The organism is Nocardioides sp. JCM 18998 (genome assembly GCF_055391535.1).
In genome coordinates this window covers 3,157,818-3,174,321 of the sequence record NZ_AP043886.1, presented here as the reverse complement: position 1 = coordinate 3,174,321, position 16,504 = coordinate 3,157,818, and the positions used below count along the sequence as shown (strand labels likewise).

At 71.6% G+C, this 16,504-nt stretch carries 13 protein-coding genes; 8 read left to right on the top strand and 5 right to left on the bottom strand.

Annotation, left to right across the window (positions count from 1 at the left end):
- Nucleotides 1-56: 56 nt before the first annotated feature.
- Both ACZ5L9_RS14905 and ACZ5L9_RS14900 read left to right on the top strand, forming a co-directional pair.
- A complete protein-coding gene (locus ACZ5L9_RS14905; protein WP_464528959.1) occupies nucleotides 57-941 on the top strand; it encodes a LysR family transcriptional regulator in 885 nt (294 codons plus the stop codon).
- A 46-nt stretch (nucleotides 942-987) separates the two neighbouring features.
- On the top strand, nucleotides 988-2,241 hold the full coding sequence (locus ACZ5L9_RS14900; protein ID WP_464528958.1) for a phospholipase D-like domain-containing protein: 1,254 nt from the start codon (nucleotides 988-990) through the stop codon (nucleotides 2,239-2,241).
- A gap of 135 nt (nucleotides 2,242-2,376) precedes the next feature.
- Here the strand turns inward: ACZ5L9_RS14900 and ACZ5L9_RS14895 are convergent, their stop codons facing one another.
- Nucleotides 2,377-3,306: a DNA-3-methyladenine glycosylase family protein gene (locus ACZ5L9_RS14895; RefSeq protein ID WP_464528957.1), complete on the bottom strand. Its 930-nt coding sequence runs from the start codon at nucleotides 3,304-3,306 to the stop codon at nucleotides 2,377-2,379.
- Between the two features lie 58 nt (nucleotides 3,307-3,364).
- Here ACZ5L9_RS14895 and ACZ5L9_RS14890 point away from each other — a divergent pair, with 58 nt between their 5' ends.
- Both ACZ5L9_RS14890 and ACZ5L9_RS14885 read left to right on the top strand, forming a co-directional pair.
- Nucleotides 3,365-4,918: an ATP-dependent DNA ligase gene (locus ACZ5L9_RS14890; RefSeq protein WP_464528956.1), complete on the top strand. Its 1,554-nt coding sequence runs from the start codon at nucleotides 3,365-3,367 to the stop codon at nucleotides 4,916-4,918.
- Between the two features lie 216 nt (nucleotides 4,919-5,134).
- Nucleotides 5,135-5,857 carry a TetR/AcrR family transcriptional regulator gene (locus ACZ5L9_RS14885; protein ID WP_464528955.1) on the top strand — a complete coding sequence of 241 codons (723 nt, stop codon included), beginning with the start codon at nucleotides 5,135-5,137 and terminating at the stop codon, nucleotides 5,855-5,857.
- Nucleotide 5,858: 1 nt separating this feature from the next.
- Here ACZ5L9_RS14885 and ACZ5L9_RS14880 read toward each other — a convergent pair whose 3' ends face one another.
- Nucleotides 5,859-7,127: a serine/threonine-protein kinase gene (locus ACZ5L9_RS14880; RefSeq protein WP_464528954.1), complete on the bottom strand. Its 1,269-nt coding sequence runs from the start codon at nucleotides 7,125-7,127 to the stop codon at nucleotides 5,859-5,861.
- A gap of 102 nt (nucleotides 7,128-7,229) precedes the next feature.
- Entirely contained in the window at nucleotides 7,230-8,522 is a 1,293-nt protein-coding gene (locus tag ACZ5L9_RS14875) for an acetyl-CoA C-acetyltransferase (RefSeq protein ID WP_464528953.1), read from the bottom strand.
- Between the two features lie 140 nt (nucleotides 8,523-8,662).
- Between ACZ5L9_RS14875 and ACZ5L9_RS14870 the strand changes: the two genes are divergently transcribed.
- Both ACZ5L9_RS14870 and ACZ5L9_RS14865 read left to right on the top strand, forming a co-directional pair.
- Nucleotides 8,663-10,009, top strand: a complete 1,347-nt coding sequence (locus ACZ5L9_RS14870) for a 3-oxoacyl-ACP reductase (protein ID WP_464528952.1) — start codon at nucleotides 8,663-8,665, stop codon at nucleotides 10,007-10,009.
- 2 nt (nucleotides 10,010-10,011) lie between these two features.
- Complete coding sequence (locus ACZ5L9_RS14865) at nucleotides 10,012-10,920, top strand: MaoC/PaaZ C-terminal domain-containing protein (protein WP_464528951.1); 909 nt, start codon at nucleotides 10,012-10,014, stop codon at nucleotides 10,918-10,920.
- A gap of 202 nt (nucleotides 10,921-11,122) precedes the next feature.
- Here ACZ5L9_RS14865 and ACZ5L9_RS14860 read toward each other — a convergent pair whose 3' ends face one another.
- Both ACZ5L9_RS14860 and ACZ5L9_RS14855 read right to left on the bottom strand, forming a co-directional pair.
- Nucleotides 11,123-12,007 carry an acyl-CoA thioesterase gene (locus tag ACZ5L9_RS14860; protein WP_464528950.1) on the bottom strand — a complete coding sequence of 295 codons (885 nt, stop codon included), beginning with the start codon at nucleotides 12,005-12,007 and terminating at the stop codon, nucleotides 11,123-11,125.
- Entirely contained in the window at nucleotides 12,004-12,939 is a 936-nt protein-coding gene (locus ACZ5L9_RS14855) for a proteasome assembly chaperone family protein (RefSeq protein WP_464528949.1), read from the bottom strand. Before ACZ5L9_RS14855 ends, ACZ5L9_RS14860 begins: the two co-directional genes overlap by 4 nt.
- A 199-nt stretch (nucleotides 12,940-13,138) precedes the next feature.
- Between ACZ5L9_RS14855 and ACZ5L9_RS14850 the strand changes: the two genes are divergently transcribed.
- Nucleotides 13,139-14,335 (top strand): thiolase family protein, encoded by a 1,197-nt coding sequence (locus ACZ5L9_RS14850; protein ID WP_464528948.1) that lies wholly within the window; start codon nucleotides 13,139-13,141, stop codon nucleotides 14,333-14,335.
- Entirely contained in the window at nucleotides 14,335-16,443 is a 2,109-nt protein-coding gene (locus tag ACZ5L9_RS14845; RefSeq protein WP_464528947.1) for a 3-hydroxyacyl-CoA dehydrogenase NAD-binding domain-containing protein, read from the top strand. Before ACZ5L9_RS14850 ends, ACZ5L9_RS14845 begins: the two co-directional genes overlap by 1 nt.
- The last annotated feature ends 61 nt before the right edge of the window (nucleotides 16,444-16,504 follow it).

The window sequence follows — 16,504 nt, the reverse complement described above, 5'->3', positions numbered from 1 at the left end:
CCGAGGGCCGCCGCCGACAGAAGGACCGGTTCGGCCTCGTTCCTTACCCTGTGGTTATGAATCAGGTGGAGTCGCGGCCGCTGCGCTACTTCGTGGCGGTCGCCGAGGAGCTCAGCTTCGCCCGGGCCGCGGCGCGGCTGGGGATCGCCTCGCCGGCGCTGTCACGCGCCATCGCCGCGCTCGAGCGCGACCTCGGCGTCCGACTGCTCGAGCGCACCACCCGCCACGTGCGGCTCACCGACGCCGGCGCCGCGCTGCTCGCCGACGCCAGGACCGCTCTTGGTGCGCTCGATGCCGCGACCGTACGTGCTCGCCGGGCGGCCGGCGTCCGCGGCGGGCGACTCGTGCTCGCGGTGAAGGCAGACGTCGAGGGCGGGCTGCTCGAGGACGTGCTCGCGGCCTACCGCACCGAGCACGCGGCGGTTCCGATCGACGTCGTCCTCACCGGCTGGGGCGACCAGCCCCCGATGCTCCGCGCAGGCGAGGCCGACGTCGCGATCGTCCTGGAGCCGTTCGACACCGACGGCCTCGACACCGAGCCCCTGGTGCGCGAGCCGCAGCTGCTGGCCCTCACCCCCGACGATCCGCTCGCCGCGCGGCCGCGGCTCCGCCTGTCCGACATCGAGGCCGGTCACCGGCTCATCGGCCCCGGCTCGCACGTCTACGTCCCGCACGGCGCTCAGCGGCCCCGCTTCGGTGACGTGACGCAGATGCTCCGCCTCATCGAGCTCGGGCAGATGCTCGGGCTGTTCCCCGCATCGCTCGCCGAGCGTCACGTCGGCCGGCAGCTCGCCTGGCGGCCCGTGGACGACGCTCCCACGGCCGGCTTCGCGGTGGCGTGGCCCGAGGGCTCGCAGTCGCTGGCGGTCGCCGCCTTCGTCCGCGTCGCCACGGCTGTCGCCGCCCGGCGTGCCAACGACTCCCGGGCGAGGGCGACGTAGACACCGCCGTCGTCCGCGCCGTGCACCCGTGCCTTAGATTGTCGATGTGCGAGCACCCGACACCGAGCGGTTCTTCCGCGTCCTGCGCCGTACTCTCGTCGCGGTCCTGCTGGCTCCCCTCGCGGCCGCGCTCGGCCTGACCCTGGTCGACGCCTACCGCAGCCGCGGCAAGCGACCCAAGCCGTTCCCGGTGACGCCGCCGCGCGAGACCACCGTCGGCGACAGCACGCTGACGACGTACAGCTACGGCCAGGACCTGTACGCCGACATGCTCGACGCGATCGACAACGCCAAGCGGGTCGTGCTCTTCGAGACCTACATCTGGAAGGACGATCGCATCGGGCAGCGGTTCAAGCGCGCCCTCGTGGAGGCGGCGGAGCGCGGCGTCGAGGTCTACTGCGTCTTCGACTCGTTCGCGAACCTCGTGGTGCCGGCCCGGTTCAAGCGGATGCCGGAGGCGATCAAGGTGCTGCGCTACCCGGTGTACCCGGCGGGCTGGCGGTTCTTCGACGTACGCCGCTACGGCCGCGACCACCGCAAGATCCTGGTCGTCGACGAGACCGCCGCGTTCATCGGCGGCTACAACATCGGCGACGACTACGCCACCGAGTGGCGCGACACCCATTTGCGGATCACCGGCCCCGGCGTCGTCGACCTGAAGCGCGCCTTCGCCGACTTCTGGAACCTCAACCGGCGCAAGCGGCTCGGCACCTCGCAGCCGCCGCTGCTCATCGAGGCGCCGACCGCGTGGGAGGCGACCGTGCGGTTCCACCGCAACGTGCCCCGCCTGATGATGTTCCCGATCCGCGCGATGTACCTCGAGGCGATCAACCGGGCCTCCACCAACATCTGGCTCACCACCGCGTACTTCCTGCCCGACCAGGACTTCGTCGAGGCGTTGAAGGACGCCGCCGCGCGCGGGGTCGACGTCCGCGTCCTGGTGCCGTTGAAGTCGAACCACATCGTCACCGACTGGATCAGCCGCGGCTACTTCGCCCAGCTGCTCGAGGCGGGCGTGCGGATCTTCCGCTTCCGCGACGCGATGATCCACGCGAAGACCGCGACCGTCGACGGCAGCTGGACCACCGTCGGCACCGCCAACATCGACCGGCTCAGCCTCTCGGGGAACTATGAGATCAACGTCGAGGTGATCGACCACGCGCTCGCCGAGGCGATGGAGGAGATCTTCGCGACCGACTGTTCCAACAGCCTCGAGCTGACGATGTACGAGTGGCAGGCGCGCGACGTGCACCGCAAGTTCACCGAGTTCGTGCTCGGACCGCTGCGGCCCTTCCTCTGAGACGGGATCTCGAGCCTCGAGACCTCCCGGGCCCGGGGGCGTGCGCCGCGCCCCGCGGCAGATGCGCGACGTCGGCCGGTCCCCAACCGGCACGCAGGATCTGACGGTTGCCACGCCATGGAATTCTCGGGCTGATCAGGGCAGATGGGTGCGCGGCGCCATCCGGGGCCCGCGGCGAGGGCGGGCACCGCGCGCGCGGTAGAGCAGCGTGACCGCACGGCCGCGATGGGGCCGGTACGGCGTCAGGAACGCACGCAGCTGCTCGTCGTCCCACGGCTCCCCGACGACGGCCCAGCCGATGTCCTTCGCGACGTGGTAGTCCCCGAAGCTGACCGCGTCCGCGTCGCCGTGGGCGCGCTGTCGCACCTCCGCCGCGGTCCACTCCCCGATCCCGGGAAGACTGGTCAGCCGCCGCTCGGCCTCGCGGTGCCCCTCGGGCGTCGCGGGGAGCTCGGCGGTGCGCTCGAGGGCACCGGCGACGCGTGCCGCGGCGACGATCGCGCGGGAGCGTGCGGGGTCGACGTGCATCTTGAGCCACGACCAGCTGGGGACCTGGCGCAGGACCTCGGGCGTGGGCTGGAGCCGGAGCCGGTGAGCCGCGGCCTCCGGCCCCGGGGCGGGCTCGCCGTACTGCTGGAGGAGCCGGCGGAAGCCGAGAGACGCCTCCTGACCGGTCACCTTCTGCTCCAGGATGGCCGGCACCAGCGCCTCGAGGACCAGCCCGGAGCGGCCGATGCGCGGCATGCCGTACTGCCGGAGCGCCTCGCGCAGCAGCCCGTCCTCGGGATGGAAGCCGCTGGCGTCGTCGTCGGCGCCGAGCATCGCCGGCAGGTGGTCGAGCGCCCACCCCGCGCCGGCGCCCCAGGCCTCCGCCTCCACGTCTCCCCCGCGCTCGCCTCGGGCGCGGACCGCCAGGGCGGCCGGACCATCGGGCGTCTGCAGGGCGCGCCAGTGGACGCCGCCGACGAGGCGGTACGCGGGGTCGCCGTGCCCGTGACGGTGCACCAGCAGCACGCCCAGGCGCAGGTCGTACGTCGGAGTCCATGCACGACTCAGACCACTCACGAGCCACACCCTACGTTCGACCCGCCGGACTGTCGGTGCCATCGGGTTTGATGGAGCCATGCAGCTCGCCGACCTGGTCGCCACCTCCGCCGTGGTCGCGGCGACCCGGTCACGCAAGGCCAAGGTCGCCGCGCTGGCGCAGCGTCTCGCCGAGGCGGGCGACGACGAGCTGCCGGTGGTCGTCTCCTACCTCGGTGGCGCCCTGTTGCAGCGCCGCACCGGCCTCGGCTGGCGCTCACTGACGACCCTCCCGGAGCCGGCCGAGGAGGCGAGTCTCGAGGTGCTCGAGGTGCACGAGGCCTTCGAACGGATGGCCGCGTTCGCCGGCCAGGGCTCCGCCTCCGCGCGTGCCATGGCCGTCACCGAGCTGTTCGGTCGCGCGACAGCCGAGGAGCAGGGTTGGCTGCGCGGGCTGGTGACCGGCGAGGTGCGCCAGGGGGCGCTCGACTCGCTGGTCCAGGAGGCGCTCGCGGCCTCCGCCGCGGTGCCGCTCGCGGCCGTCCGGCGCGCGGCGATGCTGGCCGGCTCGACCGTCGCGGTGGCGCCGCTCGCCCTCCGCGGCGAGGGCGCGCTCGCCGAGGTCGGGCTCGTCGTCGGGCGACCAGTGCTGCCGATGCTCGCCTCGAGCGCGCCGTCGGCGACCGAGGCGCTCGCGAAGATCGGCGGAGCCGCCGCGGTGGACGCGAAGCTCGACGGCATCCGGATCCAGGTGCACCGCGCCGGCGACGAGGTCCGGATCGCGACCCGGACCCTCGACGACATCACCAGCCGCCTGCCCGAGGTGGTCGACATCGTCCGCGCCCTCCCGGTCGAGCAGGTCGTCCTCGACGGCGAGGCGATGACCCTCGACGTCGCCGGACGGCCCGCGCCGTTCCAGGAGACCGCCTCCCGGGTCTCGACCCGTCGGCAGGCTCAGGGCAGCGCACTCTCCAGCACCGCGACCAGCGGGGCGAGCACCACGCGGGTCGCCCCGTACTTCTTCGACGTGCTGCACCTCGACGGCCGCGACCTTCTCGACCTTCCGCTGCGCGAGCGGCTGGCGCTCCTCGACGCGGTGGTTCCCGAGCAGCATCGGGTGGCCCGGCTGCTCACGGACGAGCCCGCCGCGGCGGAGGCCTTCGCCACCGAGGTGCTGCGCACCGGTCACGAGGGCGTGGTCGTCAAGGCGCTCGACGCGCCCTGGGAGGCGGGCCGGCGTGGCGCCGGTTGGGTGAAGGTCAAGCCGGTCCACACCCTCGACCTGGTCGTCATCGCCGTCGAGTGGGGCTCGGGCCGCCGCCGCGGCTGGCTCTCCAACATCCACCTCGCCGCCCGCGATCCCGTCTCGGGCGAGCCGGTCATGCTCGGCAAGACGTTCAAGGGCATGACCGACGAGATGCTCGCCTGGCAGACCGAGCGGTTCACCGCGCTCGCTACCGACGGCACGGACGGCTACGTCGTCCCGATCCGGCCCGAGCAGGTGGTGGAGATCGCCTTCGACGGGGTGCAGCGATCGACCCGCTATGCCGGCGGCGTGGCTCTGCGCTTCGCGCGGGTCGTCCGCTATCGAGACGACAAGCGCGCGGAGGATGCCGACACGATCCAGACCGTCCGGGCGATGCTCAGCCCCTGAGCGGGACAGGACCTCGCCGATCACAAAGTGGTGGCGAGTGACAGATCCGAGACGCGCGAACCTGCCCGTTGCCACCACTTGCTCGCTCGCGACAGTGCGGCACGCCCAGACGACAGCGCCGGTGAGGCCGGCACGATGCGGACCCTCCGCGCGCCGGCGAGCGGACCTGCGTCACACTGATGCAACTCCGAGTTGCACGCGTCGTACAGTGTCGTCATGGCTCCCCACCTCGTGCCGAACGACGCCTCGCCTGAGAGCGCCGCGGCAGGCGGCACGACCGACGGCCGGCGCTCCGCCGCCGCGGCCCGCCGCCGCGCCCGCGAGGCTGAGATCATCAGGGCGACGCGGCGGCTCTTCGACGAGCGCGGGGTCCGCGACGCGCAGATCGAGGACATCGCCCGGGCGGTGGGGATCAACCGTGCGATCGTCTACCGGCACTTCACCGGCAAGGAGGAGATCTTCGCTCTCACCCTCGTCGACTACCTGGAGGAGCTGCGAGCCGCGATGCTGGCCGCCGACGTGGAGGGCGCGCCATCGAGCGATCGACTCGCCGCCGCCGTCGGGGCCTTCGTGGCGTACGGCGTCAGCCATCCCGCCTTCGTCGATTGCGCCCAGTCGCTGATGCGACGCCGCGGCCCCGAGCTGTTCGACGAGATCTCCGAGGGAGCGATGTTCCGGCTCGGCCGGGCGATGACCGGGGCGATGGCCCCGGTGCGACAGGTCCTCGAGGAGGGCAAGGCCGCCGGCGACTTCACGGTCGAGGACCCGGCGCTGCTCACCAACCTCTTCTACGGCACCGGCCTCGGCGCGCTCCAGCTGGCCCACGTGGGCCTCTCCGTGACCGAGGGCTCCCCCGGCGTGCCGACGGTGGGCACCATCTCCGCGGAGCAGGTCCGCGACCACCTCGTTCGCTCGGCGATCGCGCTGGCGCGCGCCTGACTCAGTGCCGTCCCCGGTGGGGGTGATGTCGCTGCGCGGCGTGGCGCTCGTGGTGGTGATGCGTCGTGTTCCGGCGAGGCTTCGGCGCGGATCGCGCCTCGGTGCTCGGCGGGGGCGCCGCGATCGCCGCCTGGGCGACGGCGGGCGCCACGAGGCTCGTGGCGATCCCCGGTGCCGAGGCCGACACCGAGCTGGTGGACGCCCGATCGGCGGCGGCCGCGACGGGGACCGGTGCTCGGTGGGCGAGGACGCCCGCCGTGAGGAGCGCCAGCAGCGTGGCACAGGCCGCGGCGGCGAGGTGGCGTCGACGCGACTCGCGGACCAGGGCGCCCTCCACCGGCCGCCGTGACCGGGCGGGCACCGGTGCCCTGAACGTATGGGTCGCGGTCGGATCGGCCAGCAGCGCGCGGGCCCGCTGCGCGACCACCGACGCGCTGGCCGGACGCCGGGCCGGGTCGAGCGCGACCATGGCGGCGACCAGCTCCCGGACGCCCGCAGGGACGGTGGGAGGCAGCGGCGGCACCGGGGTGGTGGCGTGCGCCATCAGCGTCGAGACCTGGGTGTCGCGGCTCAGGGGCCGCAGGCCGGTCAGGCACTCGTAGGCCACCATGCCGAGGGCGTAGAGGTCGGAGAGAGAGCTCGCCGAGCGGCCGGCGGCCTGCTCGGGACTGATGTACTCGACCGTGCCCACGATCGTGCCCGTCAGGGTGAGGGGCTCCTCGGCATGATGCCGGGCGATGCCGAAGTCGAGCAGCACGGCACGCCCCTCGCGGGTGAGCATGAGGTTGGCGGGCTTGAGATCGCGATGCACGATCCCGGCGCGATGGACAGCCTCCAGCGCCTCGGCGATCTGCCCCAGGAGGCGCAACACCGTGTCGACGCCGAGCCGCTCGCCGCCACGCAGCAGCTCGCGCAGCGTACGACCGTCGACGTGCTCCATCACGAGGTACGGCACCGACCCGGCCGGGCTCGCCTCCTCGCCGAGCGCGAGCAGCCGGGCGATGCCCGGATGGGCCAGCGAGCCGGCGATCCGAGCCTCCGCACGCAGGCGGGCGACGGCGACCTCGTCCGGACCCGAGCGCAACACCTTGATCGCGACGTCCTCCCCCGACACCACGTCGCGAGCACGGTAGACCGCGCCTGCCCCACCGGTGCCGAGCAGGTCAGCCAGCTCGTAGCGCTCACCCATCAGCGCACCGCAGCGGGTGGCGTCGTCGGGGCCGGCGGGCAGCGTCACGACGGCGCTGTACCCCGGGGGCGGCCGGTACACGCCCTGCTCGTGCAGCTGTCCTGGACCGGGCCGCCCCGTGCGGCCCGGTCCAGGGGCTCAGCGCTCCAGGATCGCGACGACTCCCTGGCCCGGTCCAGGGGCTCAGCGCTCCAGGATCGCGACGACTCCCTGGCCGCCGGCGGCGCAGATCGAGATCAGCGCACGGCCCTCGCCCCGCGACTTGAGCAGCTTGGCGGCATTGGCGACGATGCGCCCGCCGGTGGCCGAGAACGGATGCCCCGCAGCGAGCGAGGAGCCCTTGACGTTGAGCTTCGCGCGGTCGATGGAGCCGAGAGGCGCATCGAGGCCGAGGCGCTCCTTGCAGAAGATCGGGTCCTCCCACGCCTTGAGCGTGGAGAGCACCTGCGAGGCGAACGCCTCGTGGATCTCGTAGAAGTCGAAGTCCTGCAGGGTGAGGCCGTTGCGGGCGAGCATCCGTGGCACGGCGTACGCCGGCGCCATCAGCAGGCCCTCCTTGCCGGAGACGAAGTCCACGGCGGCGACCTCGGAGTCGACGAAGTACGCGAGCGGCTCCAGGTCGTGCGCGGCGGCCCACTCCTCCGAGCCCAGCAGCACCGTGGAGGCACCGTCGGTCAGCGGGGTCGAGTTGGCCGCGGTCATCGTCGCGGCCTCGCCCTTGCCGAAGACCGGCTTGAGGGTGGCCAGCTTCTCCAGCGAGGAGTCGCCGCGCAGGTTGTTGTCGCGCTCCAGGCCTCGGAACGGCGTGATCAGGTCGTCCTGCCAGCCCTCGTCGTACGCCTGGGCGAGGTGGTGGTGCGAGGCCACCGCGAGCTCGTCCTGGGCCTCGCGGGTGATCCGCCACTCCAGCGCCGTCAACGCCTGGCTGTCGCCCATCGAGAGGCCGGTACGCGGCTCGCCGTTGGACGGGACGGCGATGCCGATGTCGCCGGGGCGGATCGCCGCGAGCGCCTTGAGCTTGTCGGCCGTGGTGCGCTTGCTGTTGACCGCGATCAGCTTCTTGCGCAGCCTCTCCGAGATCGCGATCGGGGCGTCGGACGTGGTGTCGACGCCACCGCCGATGCCGGACTCGAGCTGACCGAGGGCGATCTTGTTGGCGATGTAGGTGATCGCCTGGAGGCCGGTGCCACACGCCTGCTGCAGGTCGACGCCCGCCGTCTCCGGGGCGAGCCGGGAGCCGAGCACCGACTCGCGGATGAGGTTGAAGTCGCGGCTGTGCTTGAGCACGGCGCCACCGGCGACCTCGCCGATGCGCTCGCCCTCGAGGCCGAAGCGCGCGACCAGGCCGTCGAGCGCGGCGGTGAACATCTCCTGGTTGGACGCGGTCGCGTAGGCACCGTTGGAGCGGGCGAACGGGATCCGGTTGCCGCCGAGGACGGCGACGCGGCGGGTGGCCCCCCGGTTGGTTGTGGTCATGCGCACATCCTTGCCCCGGGCGCGCGGGGAGAGAAGGGTATGAGAGGCACACCACGAAATGTGGACACTGAGTTACACCTCTAGTTACATCGACCTGCACCCTGCACCCTGCACGCGCACGCGAGTCAAGGAAGTCGGAGATGAGCGACAAGTACCAGGCCTTCACCCAGTCCACGATCGGCAAGATGCTGGTCACGAACCTGGGGCTGCCGCAGCCCACCAAGCTGGAGCGCTACGCCGACGGCGATCCGCTGGTGCGGGGCACCGTCCTGACCGGCGGTCGCGGCCGCCTGGCCGAGGAGCTCGCGGGCCTCCTCGACCAGCTCGGCGTCGCGAGCGTCTCGAGCCGCGCCGAGGACCAGCGGTACAAGGCGCTGATCTTCGATGCCACCGGCATCACCGCGCTCGACGAGCTCGTCGCACTCCAGGAGTTCTTCACCCCGGTTCTGCGCAGCCTCGAGACCTGTCCGCGCGTCGTCGTGATCGGCACTCCGCCGGAGGCGCTCCAGGGCCCGAATGACCGGACAGCGCGCATGGCTCAAAGGGCTTTGGAGGGTTTCACCCGCAGCCTCGGCAAGGAGATCGGCAAGGGTGGCACCGTCCAGCTCGTCTACGTCACCGAGGGGTACGAGAGCTCTCTGCTCTCGACCCTCGCATTCCTGCTCAGCCCCAAGTCGGCCTACGTCTCGGGCCAGGTCGTGCGGATCGGCGCCCACCACGAGAAGAAGGCCGCCGAGGTCGCTGACTGGACGCGGCCGCTGGCCGGCAAGGTCGCCTTCGTCACCGGTGCGAGCCGCGGCATCGGCGAGGAGATCGCCCGCGTACTGCACCGCGACGGCGCCACCGTGGTCGGCCTCGACGTGCCACAGGCCGCCGACGACCTGCAGCGCGTGATGCGGGAGATCGACGGCGACTGGCTCGCCCTCGACATCACCGCCAAGGACGCCCCGCAGCGGATCGCCCAGCACCTCAAGGAGAGCCACGGCGGCGTCGACGTCGTCGTCCACAACGCCGGCGTCACCCTCGACAAGAAGCTCGCCAACCAGACTCCGGAGCGCTTCGGCAAGGTCATCGAGATCAACGTGGAGGCGCCCGAGCGGATCACCGCCGAGCTGCTCGCGCAGAAGACGATCAACGCCAACGGCCGCATCATCGGCGTCGCCTCGATCGCCGGCATCGCGGGCAACGTGGGCCAGACCTCGTACGCCGCCTCGAAGGCTGCCGTGATCGGCCTGGTCGACAGCCTCGCCGACGACCTCGGGGACGGCATCACGATCAACGCCGTCGCGCCCGGCTTCATCATCACCCAGATGACCGCCGCGGTGCCGTTCGCCACCCGCGAGGTCGGCCAGCGACTCAACGCGATGTCGCAGGGCGGCCTGCCGGTCGACGTCGCCGAGACGATCGCCTGGTACGCCTCCCCCGCGTCTACCGCCGTCAACGGCAACGTGGTCCGCGTCTGCGGCCAGATGATGCTCGGTGCCTGACCGTGGGTGACACCGCGCAGGCTTCCGGCGAGCCGACCGTGGTCTCGCGGGAGGGCGTCGCCGCCCTGCTGCGCGCTGCGCTGCCCTCGGTCCCCGGCGTCTCCGCACTGCCGGGGATCCGCAAGGACACCTCGGCCACCGCCGGATTCACGGTCACCCGCCCGCCGGTGACGGTCGAACGGGCGCACGCCACCCGGTACGCCGAGCTGTGCGGCTTCCCGGTGCAGGACACGGTCGCGCTGACCTACCCGCACATGCTCGCCCAGCCGCTGCACCTGGCGATCCTGGCCGACGCCCGCTTCCCCGCTCCCGCGATGGGGATGGTGCACCTCGAGAACACGATCACCCAGCACCGGCGGATCGCGATCGGCGAGACGCTCGACGTACGGGTCGCCGTCGGCGGCCCGATCGACCACCCGGTGGGCACGGCATGGCGGCTGACCTCGACGATCCGGTCGGCCTCGGGCGAGGGCGAGACGGTGTGGGAGTCGGTCTCGACGTACCTGCGGCGTGGCCGCCGCAACCCCGACGCGGCCTGGCCCGGCGACCTGCCCGACGTGGCGCCCGGCCCGGTGGCCTGGCCGCTCAAGGCCGACCTGGGGCGCCGGTACGCCGCGGTCTCGGGCGACTACAACCCGATCCACCTGACCGCCTTGTCGGCCAAGGCCCTCGGCTTCCCGCGCCAGATCGCCCACGGTATGTGGACGAAGGCCCGCTGCGTCGCGATGCTCGAGAACCGGCTCCCGGACGCGGTCCGGGTGGAGGTGGCGTTCAAGAAGCCCGTCCTGCTGCCGAGCACTGTCGCCTTCGGCAGCCAGGCCCGCGACGGCGACGACGGCGGCTTCGGGTTCTCCCTGCACCAGCGCGACAGCGACACCCTGCACCTGCTGGGGCGTACGACGGCCTTCTGAGCCGCCCTTGCCCTTGCTGGTCGAGGAGCGAGCGCATGGGGATGCGGCCTTCGCTGGTCGAGGAGCGAGCGCATGGGGATGCGGCCTTCGCTGGTCGAGTAGCGAGCGCCAGCGAGCGTATCGAGACCCCGGTGGTCTCGATACGGCCTCACTCGTTCCTCGCTCGCCCTACTCGACCAGCGACGGGCGGGCGCCAGCGGGGTCAGGTGCGGGGCGGGCGGATGATGCCCTGCTGCGCGACCGAGGCGACCAGGCGGCCGTCGGAGGCGAAGACCCGGCCCAGGGAGAGCCCGCGGCCGTTCTCGGCCGAGGGCGACTCCTGGTCGTAGAGCCACCACTCGTCGGCCCGGAACGGCCGGTGGAACCAGATGGTGTGGTCGAGCGAGGCCATCTGCACCTTGGTGGTGTCCAGCGTGTGCGCGGCCAGAGAGGCACCGAGCAGGCTGATGTCCGAGGCCCAGGTGAAGGCCGCGAGGTGGATGGTGGGGTCCTCGGGCAGCTGCCCGGCGAACCGCAGCCAGACCCGCTGCTGGGCGGGACGCGCCGGGTCGGGCTCGAGGCCGTACTGCGAGTTGCCGACCGCGCGGATCTCGACGGCGGCCCACTCCCGGGCGAGCGCCTCGCCCTCGGCGAAGCCGCCCTTGGCCATCAGGGCGAGCATGTCCAGGCCCTCCTCCGCGGGCAGCGCGGCGGGCATCGCGTCCTGGTGGTCGTAGCCCTCCTCGTGCACCTGGAAGCTGGCGGTGAGGTAGTAGATGTCGCGACCATGCTGGCGCGCAGCGACCCGGCGGGTCTTGAACGAGCGGCCGTCGCGGATGCGCTGCACGTCGAGGATGATGGGCGCCATCGGGTCGCCGGGGAGCAGGAAGTACGAGTGCATCGAGTGCACCGTGAACCCCTCCTCGACCGTACGGATCGCCGCCATCAGCGACTGCGCCGCGACCTGGCCGCCGAAGGCGCGGCCGCGCTCGTTCGGCGCCGGCGCGCCCCGGTAGAGGTCGAGATCGAGCTGCTCGACGTCCAGGAGCTCGACCAGGTTCGCGACCGCCTCCTCGGGCGTACGCCCGGCCAGCACGGACTCCGTCACCTGTCGCCCTCGCCCTTCTCGGGGTCGTCCAGCCCGGCCAGGAACCGCTCGAACTCCCGGCCCAGCTCGTCGCCGGTCGGCAGCTTCTGGTTCTCGGCGATCAGCGAGGAGCCGCTCTGCTCGGCGCGGGCGAAGGCGTCGTACTGCCGCTCGAGGGCGGCGACCACCTCGGCGACCTCGCTGTTGTCGGCGAGGTAGCGGGTGATCTCCTCGGCGCGGCTCTCGGCCTCGCGGTGCAGCTCGCTGAGGTCGATGGTCAGGCGGCCGGCGATCTCGGCGCGCTCGACCAGCTCGGCGGCGGCCAGCGGGTAGTCCAGCTGGGCGACGTAGTGCGGGATGTGCACCACGAAGCCCTGGGCGTCGTGACCCCACTCGCCGAGCCGTAGCTCGACGAGGGCCTGGGCGCTGGACGGCACGCGGATCTCGCCGCTCCAGGGGCTCTCCTCGGTGACGAGGTCGGGGTTGTTGGCGTGGTGGGTGACCGCCAGCGGCCGGGTGTGCGGCACCGCCATCGGCACCGAGCCGAGCGAGATCACCTGGTCGACTCCGAAGCGCTCGACGACGTCGCGCACGGCTCGCGCGAACGCCTCCCAGCGGTTGTCGGGCTCGGGCCCGGTGAGCAGGAGGTACGGGGTGCCGCCGGTGTCGTGCAGCAGCCGCACGACCAGCCGCGGCGCGTCGTAGTCCTCGTAGTGGTCGCGCACGAACGAGATCGCGGGCCGGCGGGCGCGGTAGTCGTGGAACGCGTCCACGTCGAACGTCGCCACCACCGGCGCGATGTCGGACTCGGCGATCAGGTGGCGGGCCGCGCGAGCGGCCGCGTTGCCGGCGTCGAGGAAGCCGTCGAGCATCTGCACCATCGTCAGCGGCCCCTCCAGCTCATCGAGCTCGGCGACCTCGTCGACGATGTGCACCAGCTTCGATCTCGACACCCTGTCCTCCTGGTGCTCCTGGGGCTTCCGCGTGCTCTTCTTCCGCTTCCACATGGCGCAGGGGCCAGCGTCCGCTGGGCCAACGATATTCCCCGACCGTCGCGAGGGGCTCTACACACCCCTCCTCCGCGTAGGATTGTTACCAGGCGGTAACCTCTGTCTGCCCCATCGATATCCCACCCGAACCGCAGGAGAAACGGTGACTCGACAGTTGCGCGAGGTCGTCTTCGTCGACGGCGTTCGCACCCCGTTCGGCAAGGCCAAGGGCCAGTACGCCGAAACCCGAGCCGATGACCTCGTCATCAAGTGCATCCGCGAGCTGACCCGCCGCAACCCCAGCCTTCCCCCGGAGCGGATCGACGAGGTCGCGATCGCCGCGACCACGCAGATCGGCGACCAGGGCCTGACCATCGGCCGTACGGCCTCGCTGCTCGCGGGCCTGCCGAACACGGTCCCCGGCTACTCCATCGACCGCATGTGCGCCGGCGCGATGACCTCGGTGACCACGGTCGCCGGCGGCATCGCCTTCGGCGCCTACGACGTCGCCATCGCCGGCGGCGTCGAGCACATGGGGCGCCACCCCATGGGTGAGGGCGTCGACCCCAACCCGCGCATCGTCGCGGAGAGGATCGTCAACCCGGAGGCGCTCGTAATGGGCAACACCGCGGAGAACGTGCACGACCTCTACCCGGACATCACCAAGGAGCGCTGCGACGCATACGCCGTCGCCTCGCAGGAGAAGGCCGCCGCCGCCTACGCCGCCGGCAAGATCCAGCCCGACCTCGTGCCGGTCGCGACCAGGTCCGCCGAGAAGGGCTGGGGCCTGGCCACCACCGACGAGCCGATGCGCCCGGGGACCACGATCGAGAACCTCCAGAGCCTCAAGACCCCGTTCCGGCCGGCCGGTCGTGTGACCGCCGGCAACGCGGCGGGCATCAACGACGGCGCGACCGCCTGCCTCCTCGCCTCCGAGGAGGCGGCGCTCGAGCTCGGTCTGCCGATCAAGATGCGTCTGGTGTCGTACGCCTTCGCGGGCGTGGCGCCCGAGATCATGGCCGTCGGCCCGATCCCGTCGACGGAGAAGGCGCTGGCCAAGGCCGGCCTGAGCATCGACGACATCCAGGCCTTCGAGCTCAACGAGGCCTTCGCGATCCAGGTGCTCGCCTTCCTGCAGCACTTCGGCATCGCCGACGACGACACCCGCGTCAACCCGTACGGCGGCGCGATCGCCTTCGGCCACCCGCTGGCCTCCTCGGGCGTCCGCCTGATGACGCAGCTCGCGCGCCAGTTCGAGGAGCGTCCCGAGGTCCGCTACGGCCTCACCAGCATGTGCATCGGCATCGGCATGGGCGGCACCGTGATCTGGGAGAACCCGAACTGGAAGGGTGACAAGTGATGACCGACATCTCCACGCTGCTGACCGACGTCGAGAAGCTGTTCTCCGACGACGAGGTCGTCACCGAGGCCAAGCTCCAGAAGGTGAGCCTGCCCTCGGGCAAGGTGCTCGGCCTGGTCACCCTCGACAACGGCCTCGACCACAGCCGCCCGAACACGTTCGGTCCGAAGGGTCTGGTCTCGCTGAACACGGCGTACGACGCCGCGCTCGCCGACGAGACCATCGACGCGATCGCCGTCACCGGCAAGCAGTTCATCCTGGCTGCGGGCGCCGACCTGGAATCGCTGAAGAAGGCCGGCGAAGGTGACGCTTCGGGGGCCGGCATCCGTACGATCGCCGAGCTCGGCCACGCCGTCTTCCGCAAGCTCCGCGACGGGAACGGCGGCGTTCGCAAGCCCTCCTTCGGCTTCATCAACGGACTTGCCCTCGGCGGCGGTCTCGAGGTCGCCCTTCACGCCGACTACCGCACCGTGATCGACTCCGTGCCTGCCGTCGGCCTGCCCGAGGTCATGCTCGGTCTCGTCCCCGGCTGGGGCGGCGCCTACCTGCTGCCGAACCTGGTCGGCCCGGCCAAGGCCGCCGAGCTGTTCATCCAGAACCCGCTCAACCAGGGCCGCGTGATCAAGGGCGGCGAGGTCGTCGCCGCCGGCATCGCCGACGTGGAGTTCAACGGTGCCGACTACCTCGAGCAGTCGATGCTGTGGGCCGACAAGGTGCTCACCGGGACCATCACGGTCGAGCGCACCGAGATCGCCCGCGACGAGACGTGGGACGAGGCCGTCAAGAACGCCGGCTTCTTCGCCTGGGCGAAGACCGGGGACGCCTCCCCCGCTGCCAAGAAGGCCGTCGAGCTGCTCGCCGGTGCCAAGACCGCGACCCGCGACGAGGGCTTCGCCGCCGAGGACGAGGCGCTGGTCGCGATGGCCTCCACGCCCGAGCTGCTCGCCTCGCTCTACTCCTTCGACCTGGTGCAGAAGCGCGCCAAGCGCCCCGCCGGTGCGCCGGACAGGTCGTTGGCCCAGCCCGTGACCAAGGTCGGCATCATCGGCGCCGGCCTGATGGCCTCGCAGTTCGCACTGCTCTTCGTCTCCAAGCTCAAGGTGCCGGTGGTCCTGGTCGACCTCGACCAGGAGCGCGCCGACAAGGGCGTCGCGTACGTCCACGCCGAGCTCGACAAGAAGCTGGCCAAGGGCCGCGCGTCGGTGGGCTCGACCAACCGGCTCAAGGGCCTGGTCACCGCCGAGGTCGACTACGAGAAGGCGTTCTCGGACGCGGACTTCATCATCGAGGCCGTCTTCGAGGAGATGTCGGTCAAGAAGAAGGTCTTCGCGGCCGCCGAGGCCGTCGCGCCGGAGACCGCCGTCTTCGCGACCAACACCTCGTCGCTGTCGATCACCGAGATGGCCGCCGACCTCCAGCACCCGGAGCGAGTGGTGGGCTTCCACTTCTTCAACCCGGTCGCGATCATGCCGCTGCTGGAGATCATCAAGAGTGAGACCACCTCCGACGCCGCGCTGGCCACCGCCTTCGCAGCCGGTCGGGGCCTCGGCAAGACCACCATCCTGGTGAAGGACTCGCCGTCCTTCATCGTGAACCGGCTGCTCGGTCGGTTCATGGGCGAGGTCGCGCGGATCGCCGACGAGGGCACCCCGATCTCGGTGGTCGACGCGGCGTTCGCGGGCGTCACCCCGATGCCGCCGTACCAGCTCATCGCGCTGGTCGGCCCGGCGATCGCGTACCACAACAACGAGACGCTGGCGCACGCCTTCCCCGACCGGTTCTACCTCTCGGAGAACCTGCACCGGATCGTGGAGGCGAAGAAGGGGTCGTTCTACGGCCCGGACGGCCGCACCCTCGACCCCGAGGTGGAGGCCCTGCTCCAGGTCGGCGACGTCGTGAGGACGGCCGAGGAGGTACGCCGCCAGACCCTGGAGGCGCTCACCGACGAGGCTCGCCGGATGCTCGACGAGGGTGTCGCGCAGGCTCCCGAGGACATCGATCTCGGCATGATCACCGGCGCCGGCTTCCAGTTCTGGAACGGCGGTCTCACCCAGCTCCTCGACCGCGAGGGCATCTCGGAGAAGATCACAGGCCGGAAGTTCCACTAAGTGGTGGACGCGGGGTAAACTGAGTGTGAACTCAGATTGCTCCCTGAGTGGAGAAAGGGCC